Annotated in this window: 14 protein-coding genes; 10 read left to right on the top strand and 4 right to left on the bottom strand. The window is 38.0% G+C overall.

Annotated elements, in window-relative coordinates; genetic code table 11:
• The first annotated feature begins 12 nt into the window (after positions 1–12).
• Both AC1Z3S_RS11695 and AC1Z3S_RS11700 read left to right on the top strand, forming a co-directional pair.
• Entirely contained in the window at positions 13–813 is an 801-nt protein-coding gene (locus tag AC1Z3S_RS11695; RefSeq protein WP_461740510.1) for a PTS mannose/fructose/sorbose/N-acetylgalactosamine transporter subunit IIC, read from the top strand.
• Complete coding sequence (locus AC1Z3S_RS11700; RefSeq protein ID WP_461740511.1) at positions 806–1606, top strand: PTS system mannose/fructose/sorbose family transporter subunit IID; 801 nt, start codon at positions 806–808, stop codon at positions 1604–1606. Before AC1Z3S_RS11695 ends, AC1Z3S_RS11700 begins: the two co-directional genes overlap by 8 nt.
• A gap of 43 nt (positions 1607–1649) precedes the next feature.
• On the opposite strand, the gene AC1Z3S_RS11705 is transcribed toward AC1Z3S_RS11700, so the two are convergent.
• Positions 1650–2003 carry a YxeA family protein gene (locus AC1Z3S_RS11705; RefSeq protein WP_461740512.1) on the bottom strand — a complete coding sequence of 118 codons (354 nt, stop codon included), beginning with the start codon at positions 2001–2003 and terminating at the stop codon, positions 1650–1652.
• A gap of 349 nt (positions 2004–2352) precedes the next feature.
• On the opposite strand from AC1Z3S_RS11705, the gene tuf reads away from it, so the two are divergent.
• The 3 genes from tuf (at position 2353) to AC1Z3S_RS11720 (ending at position 5451) form a co-directional block, all read left to right on the top strand.
• The gene (gene tuf / locus AC1Z3S_RS11710; protein ID WP_461738465.1) at positions 2353–3540 is read left to right on the top strand and encodes an elongation factor Tu; all 1188 of its coding nucleotides are present in this window, start codon (positions 2353–2355) and stop codon (positions 3538–3540) included.
• 175 nt (positions 3541–3715) lie between these two features.
• A complete protein-coding gene (gene rsxC / locus AC1Z3S_RS11715; RefSeq protein ID WP_461740513.1) occupies positions 3716–5041 on the top strand; it encodes an electron transport complex subunit RsxC in 1326 nt (441 codons plus the stop codon).
• The gene (locus AC1Z3S_RS11720; protein WP_461740514.1) at positions 5038–5451 is read left to right on the top strand and encodes an RnfABCDGE type electron transport complex subunit D; all 414 of its coding nucleotides are present in this window, start codon (positions 5038–5040) and stop codon (positions 5449–5451) included. Before rsxC ends, AC1Z3S_RS11720 begins: the two co-directional genes overlap by 4 nt.
• Here AC1Z3S_RS11720 and AC1Z3S_RS11725 read toward each other — a convergent pair.
• The 3 genes from AC1Z3S_RS11725 to AC1Z3S_RS11735 all read right to left on the bottom strand — a co-directional run bounded on the left by AC1Z3S_RS11725 (position 5448) and on the right by AC1Z3S_RS11735 (position 7849).
• A complete protein-coding gene (locus tag AC1Z3S_RS11725; RefSeq protein WP_461740515.1) occupies positions 5448–6584 on the bottom strand; it encodes a site-specific integrase in 1137 nt (378 codons plus the stop codon). The genes AC1Z3S_RS11720 and AC1Z3S_RS11725 overlap by 4 nt on opposite strands.
• 92 nt (positions 6585–6676) lie before the next feature.
• Positions 6677–7078, bottom strand: coding sequence for a lipoprotein (locus AC1Z3S_RS11730; protein WP_461740516.1), 402 nt, complete (start codon positions 7076–7078; stop codon positions 6677–6679).
• A gap of 90 nt (positions 7079–7168) precedes the next feature.
• On the bottom strand, positions 7169–7849 hold the full coding sequence (locus AC1Z3S_RS11735) for a LexA family protein (RefSeq protein ID WP_461740517.1): 681 nt from the start codon (positions 7847–7849) through the stop codon (positions 7169–7171).
• Positions 7850–7987: 138 nt separating this feature from the next.
• Here AC1Z3S_RS11735 and AC1Z3S_RS11740 point away from each other — a divergent pair, with 138 nt between their 5' ends.
• The 5 genes from AC1Z3S_RS11740 (at position 7988) to AC1Z3S_RS11760 (ending at position 9467) form a co-directional block, all read left to right on the top strand.
• The gene (locus AC1Z3S_RS11740) at positions 7988–8251 is read left to right on the top strand and encodes a helix-turn-helix transcriptional regulator (RefSeq protein ID WP_461740518.1); all 264 of its coding nucleotides are present in this window, start codon (positions 7988–7990) and stop codon (positions 8249–8251) included.
• 11 nt (positions 8252–8262) lie between these two features.
• On the top strand, positions 8263–8601 hold the full coding sequence (locus tag AC1Z3S_RS11745) for a MarR family transcriptional regulator (RefSeq protein ID WP_461740519.1): 339 nt from the start codon (positions 8263–8265) through the stop codon (positions 8599–8601).
• A 21-nt stretch (positions 8602–8622) separates the two neighbouring features.
• The gene (locus tag AC1Z3S_RS11750; protein ID WP_461738474.1) at positions 8623–8790 is read left to right on the top strand and encodes a hypothetical protein; all 168 of its coding nucleotides are present in this window, start codon (positions 8623–8625) and stop codon (positions 8788–8790) included.
• Between the two features lie 218 nt (positions 8791–9008).
• Positions 9009–9188, top strand: coding sequence for a hypothetical protein (locus AC1Z3S_RS11755; RefSeq protein ID WP_461740520.1), 180 nt, complete (start codon positions 9009–9011; stop codon positions 9186–9188).
• A gap of 54 nt (positions 9189–9242) precedes the next feature.
• Entirely contained in the window at positions 9243–9467 is a 225-nt protein-coding gene (locus AC1Z3S_RS11760) for a hypothetical protein (protein ID WP_461740521.1), read from the top strand.
• Positions 9468–9711 lie beyond the last annotated feature (244 nt).

A 9711-nucleotide genomic window follows, 5' to 3' on the forward strand; every position in this document is an offset into this window, starting at 1 on the left:
GAGGAACTAAAAATGCATTTAGAAATTTATCAAATTATTTTAATTACAGTTTATGCATTTATTGCAATTAATGACTCATTGATTTCCAACACGCTAACACAACCAGCCATTGCCGGTATGATTTCTGGTTTGATTATGGGAGATCTGACAACTGGTTTAATGGTAGGGGGAACTCTTCAATTGATGCGCCTGGGAATTGCAGCATTTGGTGGTGCTTCCGTTCCTGATTATTTTACCGGAGCTGTACTGGGGACAGCCTTTGCGATTATCTCGGGTGAAGGAGCGGAGTATGGGATTGGTTTAGCAGTTCCTGTTTCATTACTGATGCTGCAATTGGATGTAGTTGCTCGTTTTTGTAATGTTTTTTTACTCCACAAAATTGATAAAGCAATTGATGCTATGAAAATTAAAAAAATCCCCAAACTGGTACTTTCCGGATCAATTCTTTGGGGCTTAACCCGTGCGGTACCAATTCTAATCATGTTGTTAGTCGGGGATGCAGCTGTCACTGCTTTAACAAATAATATTCCTGAATGGTTGATGACCGGACTGAAAACTGCTGGCGGGGTTCTACCAGTTGTCGGGGTCGGGATTCTCTTACGCTACTTGCCAACAAAACAGTTTATTCCATTTCTAATGTTGGGATTTTTCTTTGCAGCTTATCTGCAAGTACCAATGCTGGGGGTTACCATTGTCGGTCTTGTTTGTGCATTATTAATCTTCAAACGAGACAGTGATAAAGCTAATACTGTTGTAGCAGCTCAAGCAGATAGCAACACAACCTTTGAAGGAGGCTTTGATGGAGATGAGTAGTAAAAAATTAACAAAACAAGAATTGACTGCCATCAGCTGGCGCTATATTCTAGGTAGCCAACTGAACTGGAATTATGAGCGGATGATGAGCTCAGGCTACCTATATGCTATGTTGCCAGCTTTAAATAAATTTTACGGTGATAACCCTGACCAGTTGAAGGATATGATGCATACACATAACCAATTTTTCAACACGAATGCCAATTTTGGAAATCTTATTTTGGGAATTGATTTAGCGATTGAAGAACAAGATGGTTTTAAAGCAAAAGAAACCATCATCGCTCTAAAGACGGCCTTGATGGGCTCATTAGCTGGGGTTGGAGATTCGTTGTTTCACGTTATCTGGGGGACAGTGTTTGGTTCAGTGGCCGGTACCTTAGCTCAAAACGGCTCGACTGTTGGTTGTATTATTTGGATTATTGCCAATATTGCTTTGATGGTGGGGCGCTCTTACCTTTTGCCGCTTGGTTATAAGCAAGGGGTTAAACTGGTAACTACCTTAAAAGATAAGCTTTCTGCTTTCACCAATGCCGCAACCGTTTTAGGGGTTGTTGTGATCGGCGCATTAATCCCTTCTGTCGTTAAAGCCAATGTACCATTTGTCTATACCCATAACGGTGTTGAGTTAGTTATTCAAGATACTTTAGATGCTATTATGCCTTCTTTAGTTCCAGTGCTATTGGTTTTACTGACTTACTGGATGTTGGGGCAAAAGAAATTGAACTCCACAAGAGTTATCTGGATTATTTTATTACTTTCGATTGTTTTAAGTGCAGTCGGTATTTTAGGATAATGAAAACACGCCTTCTCAGTTTTTTGAAGGCGTGCTTTTTTGTCTAATTCAATTGTGTCAAAGCTTGATCCGGCACATCATCTTGGCTGACTTCTTCCCAGCTGATAACGCCTTTGCGTTCATTGACTAATAATTTCAGGTAGGCATCTTTTCTTAACGGATTTTCCCGGCTTTCATGAAGGGTCACATCTTTTTCAGCACCATCTTGGTCGTAAGCCGCTTGATCATAATCATAAAAGGTAAACGTTTCGCCGCTGTCGCTGGTCTCTGTTGATCTTTCACCATCTGTCACAATTTTCGTATAATAAGTATCGCCGCCGTAGTAGTAATTATAAGCAAAATAGCTGCCGCCAATAAAGACTGCCAAAATAGCGATAAAGCCAATTATTTTTTTCACATTCTTCACCTCGTAGACTATTATAAACAAAGCCTATCGAAATGCCATCTTCTCAGCCTATTTTTGGCTAACAATTTTGTTAGATGAAAATAACTAAATTGTTTAGATTCTCTTATGACGAAGGTCTTTAGTTTGTAGATTAGCGGCTTTGTGCTAAACTATGGACTGTAATCTTCTAATGTAGCTTTGAGGTTGTAAAAGAAACAAAATCGCCGGCAGCTTCTGCTGAAAAGTCGTTTTAATTGACTCTGACTAGTTTTGACCTATAATAACATCATAAGCTTCATTTTACGGAGAGAAGCCAACCCTGATTCTTGAAGGAATCAATTTATAGGAGGTATTTTAGATCATGGCAAAAGAACATTATGATAGAAGTAAACCACACGTTAACATTGGTACAATTGGACACGTTGACCACGGTAAAACAACTTTAACAGCAGCCATCACTAACGCTTTAGCTAAAAAAGGTTTAGCCAGCGCACAAGATTACGCAAGTATTGATGCCGCTCCTGAAGAACGTGAACGTGGAATTACTATTAACACTGCCCACGTTGAGTACGAAACTGACAAACGTCACTACGCGCATATTGATGCACCAGGACACGCGGACTACGTTAAAAATATGATTACTGGGGCAGCCCAAATGGATGGAGCTATCTTAGTGGTATCCGCAACAGATGGCCCAATGCCACAAACTCGTGAACACATTTTGCTTTCTCGTCAAGTTGGCGTTAAGTACTTAATCGTTTTCTTAAACAAAATCGATTTAGTAGATGACGAAGAATTGATTGACTTGGTTGAAATGGAAGTTCGTGAATTATTAACTGAATATGGTTTCCCAGGCGACGATATTCCAGTTGTGAAAGGCTCTGCTTTGAAAGCTCTTGAAGGCGATGCCGATTACGAAAAAATTATCTATGACTTAATGGATATTGTGGATGATTACATTCCAACTCCAGAACGTGACACTGACAAGCCTTTATTATTACCAGTCGAAGATGTTTTCTCAATCACTGGTCGTGGTACAGTTGCTTCAGGTCGTATCGACCGTGGTGTGGTTAAAACTGGTGACGAAATTGAAATCGTAGGGATTGCTCCTGAAACTAAAAAAGCAGTTGTAACTGGTGTGGAAATGTTCCGTAAAACTTTGGATTACGGTGAAGCCGGTGATAACGTTGGGATCTTACTCCGTGGTATTCAACGGGATGAAATTCAACGTGGTCAAGTTATTGCAAAACCAGGTTCAATTACACCGCATACGAAATTTTCTGCAGAAATTTACGTATTGACCAAAGAAGAAGGCGGACGTCATACTCCATTCTTTAACAACTACCGTCCACAATTCTACTTCCGGACAACTGACGTAACAGGTAACATTATTTTACCTGAAGGCACTGAAATGGTTATGCCAGGCGATAACGTTACAATTGATGTTGAATTAATTCACCCAATCGCTGTTGAAAACGGAACGACCTTCTCAATTCGTGAAGGCGGCCGGACAGTTGGTTCAGGTATCGTTACTTCAATCGAAAAATAAACATTTTTATCCTGACTCCTTAATGGAGTCAGGATTTTTTTTTGCTAAAAAGTAACAAATGTACTGCAAAATTTGTGAAATTAATTTTAAATTTTACTACTAAATCAGAAATCATAAGGATATAATAAAATAAAAGCGTTTACTCTTTTAAAAAATGTTTGAAAGGGGTTTTAAGATGGTTAGTATATTAAATACTCTGAAGATTTTTAAGGGCGGGGCAGCGGTTCCCCACCATAAAGAAACTGCCGAGTTTTCAACTCGTAAAATTGCGGCACCGGAGATGATCATTCTTCCGTTACAGCAGCATATTGGTGCGACTTGTGAAGCAATCGTCAAGAAAAAAGATATCGTAGCAATCGGACAAGTCATCGCCCAAAGTTCGGCAATGATTTCGGCACCAATTCATGCATCTATTTCGGGAAAAGTTAAACAAATTAAACCGATTTTATTAGCCAACGGTCAGACCTGTGACGCCATTTACATCGAAAACGATGGCGAAAATACTCTTTTTACTCCTGAACAACCACAAAAAATCACAAACTTAACTGAGCTACTCACTGCGTCCCGTAACAGCGGCATAGTTGGTATTGGCGGGGCTGGTTTTCCTCTTCATGCCAAATTAACAATTCCTAAAGAGCAGCAAATTGATTTTTTAGTGATTAATGGAGCCGAGTGTGAGCCATTTATTACTTCAGATTTTCGGGAGATGGTGGAGGAACCAAAGCAAATTATTCGCGGCATTAAAACGGTATTGAAATTTCTTGAAATTCACCAAGCAATTATCGGTATTGAAAAAAATAAACCGCAGGCCCTTGAGGAGTTGCAGGCGGCAATTGATTTAACAGGAGCCAAAAATATTTCGGTGATGGCTTTACCAAGCCGCTATCCCCAAGGGGCTGAAAAAATGCTAATCTACGCAACGACTGGCCGCAAAGTACCGATGGGCAAGCTGCCTTCTCATGCCGGCTGTCTCGTTTTAAATGTTTCCACGATTTCTCAGTTTCAACATTATTTAGAAACCAGTCAGCCATTAACTAGCAAGCGTTTGACGATTGCCGGTGATAATATTAAAAAGCAACAAAATGTGTTAGTGCCTATTGGAATGAAGCTTGCCGATATCATCGAAGACTGCGGAGGTATGTTAGAAGCAGAAGGCAAAGTAATTCTCGGCGGACCAATGATGGGAATTGCTCAATATTCCTTGGAGTTGCCAATTACCAAGCAAAATAACGCCTTGTTAGCTTTCAAAGAAAAATCCGCTGCACTGCCAGAGGAATACCCATGTATTCGCTGCGGACGTTGCGGGCAAGCTTGTCCACTTTCTCTTTTACCAATGCAAATTGAACGGGCTGTCAAGCTCAAGGACGCTCCTGATTTGGAAAAATTACAGGTTGCAAATTGTATGGAGTGCGGTTGCTGTTCGTTTGTATGTCCTTCCAATCGCAAATTAGTCCAATACATGCGTCAAGGAAAATTAGTGCAAAGGGAGGCGGTCAAATGAGTCAGTTGCAAGTGTCAGCATCACCCCATATTCATAATGGCAGTTCGACCCCGAAAATTATGCGGGATGTCGTGATTGCTCTCGTACCAGCTATTATTGCCAGCGGAATTATTTTTGGGCCACGGGCATTATTACTTGTCGCTGTGACTGTTGCTGCCTGTGTGATTAGCGAATATCTCAGTCGTAAAATTTTAAAACGCAGTAATTCTATCAGAGATTTGACGGCGGTCATTACGGGGATTTTATTAGCTTTAAATCTGCCGGTTAGCTTGCCCTTGTGGATGGCAGCGTTAGGCGGTGTGATTGCAATTGTGATTGTTAAACAATTTAGTTTTCTTATATATATTGATTTAATGGGCTTTCAGAAGGTTTTTGGAGGTAGTGAATACCACGTTGAATACCAAATTTAAGATTCCATGAATTTCAAGAAATTAATGGCTGTATTCTTTTCTGCGGTTTTTGTGACATGCGTATAGATGTTTAATGTGGTTGTGACCTCAGTATGACCTAGACGGTCTTGTACCTGTTTAATAGTTGCTCCAGATTCGAATAGTAAACTTGCATGGGTATGCCTGAAACTGTGTGGAGTTATATTGTATGCATTGTAACGTCTTAATATACCGTTGAGGAATGCATTATAATATAATTCGTTTTTATCATTACTGAATACTAGCTGATTTAAATCAGACTCAATTCTTAGCCCTCTAGATAATAGTAATTTCTTTTGTTCTAATTTCCATTTTTTCAATATAGATAAAGTAACCTCGTCAATTGATATTATTCTTTCTGAACCTTCTGTTTTAGTGTCAGTCAAGATTTTAGAACGCTCTAAGTAACTAGCTGTTTTAGATATTGAAATGGTCTGTTCCTTGAAATCTAAATCACTCCACGTTAGTGCGAAAAGCTCGCCTTTTCTCATCCCAGTAAAAGCCAACATCCGAAATATGGCGTAAACAGAAAATTCCTCATTTTGCTGAACTTCTTCTAAGAATTTTATCAGTTCATCTTTGTCTAAGTACCCTTTATTATCTAATTTGCTTTTACGCTTTATTTTAGGCAATATAACTTTTTCCATAGGATTAAATTGGATTAGTTGTATCTCTATGGCGTAATTCAATAATCTTTGCGAATAAGATTTCATCGATCTGTATGTCGCTGGGAATTTACTAGCCCAATCATTCATGGCCGATTGGCAAGCTTGAATTGAAATTTTATTTAACCGCCAATCTCCCATAGTTGGTAAAATTTGATTCTTAAAAAGATACATTACTCTGTTTGCTGTACTTTTTTTGACTGTGTTTGAATACTGGAGAAACCAGAAATCGTATAGTTCTTGAAAAGTAGCGAAAGTCTGAGTTTGAAACCCTTTTGCTTCAACTTCCAATTGTAACTGTGCCAGCGCCAATTTGGCTTCCTTTTGAGTTTTAAACCCTCTGCGGGTAGTGCGTTTAGACTTTCCCGTCAACGGGTCAACGCCTAAATAGGCGTTAAACTGGTAGGCGGATGAACCGTCTTTTTTTGTGTACTTTTTTATGTTTGCCATTGTATTCACTCCTTTGATACAATAGAAATGTAAATGAGTCTATCCATTTGTTTACATTGCACGCTCCTACTGTCGCACGTGGGGCGTGTTTTTTATTCATTCGAGAGATTATAATCAAAAAAGAAAGACACTTCATCGTTAACGAAATAAATATAGATGTTGCGCGATTCTTCGTTTGTTTTATACTCGAATAGTTCTACATTCTCCTTGTTGTCCAAAGCTTGATGGACTTCTGAATATTCATCATATCCTCTATACTTATCCTCTTCATTCTCATCAAATTCTATGTCTACAGCATACAGTGTTGCTATGGTAAAATACTCTGTAGTTAATTCTTTTCTATCGGTTGTCGCTTTAGTTGGTTCGCCAAGTATGGTCTTTACTTTTTCAGGAGACATTCCCAAAGAAATTTTCGATACGTCTTCAGGCGATATATTATTGGAACAACCTGTAAACATTAGTAATATACCCAACAAAAAAAGTACTTTTTTCATTTTCATTCCCCATTTCTCTGATATAATTAATTTACTCAATCTCAGAGATGAGTAACCCTAACCGAAGGTGCAACTTCGGTTGGGGTATTTTTATTTCACGACTTTACCAAGAATACGAACCTTTTCAGGTTCTAACTCTCTATCGTCGTAGTCACCATTTAGCGAACGTAAGATAACCATGTTATCGTCATAGTTCATATACACCTTTTTCAATGTCACGCCAGTTCCCTCAATCTCAACGATAGCCATTTCACCATTTTCAACAGTCGGCTGTGCTTTATAAAAGACGATATCACCGTCTTGATACTCAGGCTCCATCGAGTTACCTTTGACCACCAATGCGCAATCAGCTTTATCCGGAACGCTAGTTTCAACTGTTGTATCTAAATCTATGTCGCCATAAGCAAGTTCTGTCGGGTTGGCCGCTGTTGTTCCATATAAAGGAACGACTTTGTTATTTTGCTGTTTTAGTTGAGCTTCAGCAAAAGAGTAGACTTTCGCTTGCCGAGGTGGTTCTAATTGATTATAGATGAATGTTATATCATCAATTTCTTTATAAGTTGTATCGATATCGCTTTTACCAACATTAAAATAATCTGCAATTTTTTGTATGACTCCATGAGAGGGATTTGAACGTAAATTCATGTAATCACTCATAGTAGAAGGTGATATTCCAATTGCTAAAGCTAAAGCTTTCTGTGTTGTATTTCTATCGTGTAAAAAACTCTTGATGTTAGCCGCTATTATTTTATTCCTTTCTAAATTATCCATTTTAACACCTCCTGTATATTTCGTATTATACGAAAAAAACGATAACTTGTAAATATAAAAATACGAAAAAATCGAATTATGTTGTTGACAGTACGAAAAAATCGTATTATAGTTATTGTATAGACGGGAGGTGGTAGCATGAAGACCTTAAAGGAATTACGTATCAGTTATAATTTGACCCAAGAGGAAATAGCTGATTTATTTGGAGTTACTTCACGAACGATTCAAAACATGGAAAGAGATTCTTCAAATATAAAAGATAGTCTCTTAAAAAAATATATAGAGGCATTTGATGTAAAGTATGATGATATTTTTTTAGGAAACGAATACGAAAATTTCGTACATTTGAAAAATAAGAAAGAAAAAATTGTTCTAAAATTTAAAAACAGGCAACCAACTTAGGAGGTGTAGCCATGCCGACAATCGAAGTAACGGAACATGAGAAAATGCTACTTTTCAGCCTTAGAGCAATGATTGAAGCGAACAACGATCAACAGCTAAAGGCGGTTGAAGAAACTTTCTTCGCTAAGTCAAAACAAACCCTATTTACAAAAGCTGAACTTGCTGAAAAATGGGATTGTTCCATTGGCACAGTAAGCAGGATTTTAGAGGCTTCTAACGTGAAGCCGTGTGGGAAACGTGGCAAGAAACACGAGTTTTTGCTTAAACAAGCGATTGAAGCCAAACAGGAACATGATAGCGCTAGTTTGTACCAGCATGAAGTTTCATGGCGGGCTAGGGCTATGGCATAAATCAACATAAGGAGGCACAACATGAACGAACCAAAATCACCAATTCATATTACCAAAGAAGTTGACAGTTTCGAAAAAGCAAAAGAACTCCTAGCCGACCTAGAAGTTCTAAACGAAACGTATTTAATACAGTTGAATTTAGCTATTGTTCCTCCGGTAAACCTTGAAGAGTTTTATAAACCGATTTAATAACGGTGTTAATTGATTCAAGAGACATAGGTGCAGTTTGGTGCTTAACATTATTAGAAGCAATTTCCAGTTTAACGGAATTAGCTTCAATGCAAGCTTTGACAATATCAACAGCTAGTTCTTTATCAGTTTTAGGCATATAGTTTCACCTCTTTATCAGTTATTTCAGCAGACCACTTGCTGATAAGGAAATTATACCAAAGGAGGAATCCGGCTACATGGAAAAACGACAAATAGCTTTATTCATGATTTTAATTTTATCTGGATTATCACTAGGCCAAATGCTCAAACTACAGATTATTGGAGTGATTCTTGCCCTATTAGCTGCTTTAGCAAGTATTTTATGGTCTGCCTATGACATTGAAGACACGGAGGGTAAAGATGCTAAAAGCTTATAGAGAATGGCTTAAAATGTACAACCAAATTGTATTAGAAGAAGGGAGTTTTACTAAATGATGTTAACGAATGAATTAATCCAAACAAACATGAAAAAAGGGTACCAACGAAAAGTAAGAGGTCAAATTTTACAAGCGGCATTAGATACAAAGAAACATCTGACATTATCTGAAATTGGTTTTGATGCTGATTTTGAAGATGAATTAATGGATGCTGGGATAGAAGTAAAACACATTGATGATGAAGTGATTTTAAGTTGGGATTATGGAAATGTCTACTAAAAAAAGACACAACCGCCTGCAAGCATAGTTGTGTCCAATGAAATGTAAATTTGTATGTATTTTACCATATAAATAACAAAAAAGAAACGACTAAAAACAGTGAAATAATCAATCTTCAAAAAACGCCTGTAAACCTTGCTACAACAATGTTTCTAGGGTGTTTAGGTTAGTATTGATTATATAATGTAATCAATAGTCGCGCAGGGGGCCCAGCATGCTTGATTTAACAGCGTATAGAAGCTAT

Source organism: Enterococcus sp. LJL90 (assembly GCF_056924355.1).

What these genes read in the sequence shown, in the direction of transcription:
- AC1Z3S_RS11695 (WP_461740510.1), top strand. Translation starts at nt 13, where the DNA reads ATGCATTTAGAAATTTATCAAATTATTTTAATTACAGTTTATGCATTT.
- AC1Z3S_RS11700 (WP_461740511.1), top strand. Translation starts at nt 806, where the DNA reads ATGAGTAGTAAAAAATTAACAAAACAAGAATTGACTGCCATCAGCTGG.
- tuf (WP_461738465.1), top strand. Translation starts at nt 2,353, where the DNA reads ATGGCAAAAGAACATTATGATAGAAGTAAACCACACGTTAACATTGGT.
- rsxC (WP_461740513.1), top strand. Translation starts at nt 3,716, where the DNA reads ATGGTTAGTATATTAAATACTCTGAAGATTTTTAAGGGCGGGGCAGCG.
- AC1Z3S_RS11720 (WP_461740514.1), top strand. Translation starts at nt 5,038, where the DNA reads ATGAGTCAGTTGCAAGTGTCAGCATCACCCCATATTCATAATGGCAGT.
- AC1Z3S_RS11725 (WP_461740515.1), bottom strand. Translation starts at nt 6,584, where the DNA reads ATGGCAAACATAAAAAAGTACACAAAAAAAGACGGTTCATCCGCCTAC.
- AC1Z3S_RS11730 (WP_461740516.1), bottom strand. Translation starts at nt 7,078, where the DNA reads ATGAAAAAAGTACTTTTTTTGTTGGGTATATTACTAATGTTTACAGGT.
- AC1Z3S_RS11735 (WP_461740517.1), bottom strand. Translation starts at nt 7,849, where the DNA reads ATGGATAATTTAGAAAGGAATAAAATAATAGCGGCTAACATCAAGAGT.
- AC1Z3S_RS11740 (WP_461740518.1), top strand. Translation starts at nt 7,988, where the DNA reads ATGAAGACCTTAAAGGAATTACGTATCAGTTATAATTTGACCCAAGAG.
- AC1Z3S_RS11745 (WP_461740519.1), top strand. Translation starts at nt 8,263, where the DNA reads ATGCCGACAATCGAAGTAACGGAACATGAGAAAATGCTACTTTTCAGC.
- AC1Z3S_RS11750 (WP_461738474.1), top strand. Translation starts at nt 8,623, where the DNA reads ATGAACGAACCAAAATCACCAATTCATATTACCAAAGAAGTTGACAGT.
- AC1Z3S_RS11755 (WP_461740520.1), top strand. Translation starts at nt 9,009, where the DNA reads ATGGAAAAACGACAAATAGCTTTATTCATGATTTTAATTTTATCTGGA.
- AC1Z3S_RS11760 (WP_461740521.1), top strand. Translation starts at nt 9,243, where the DNA reads ATGATGTTAACGAATGAATTAATCCAAACAAACATGAAAAAAGGGTAC.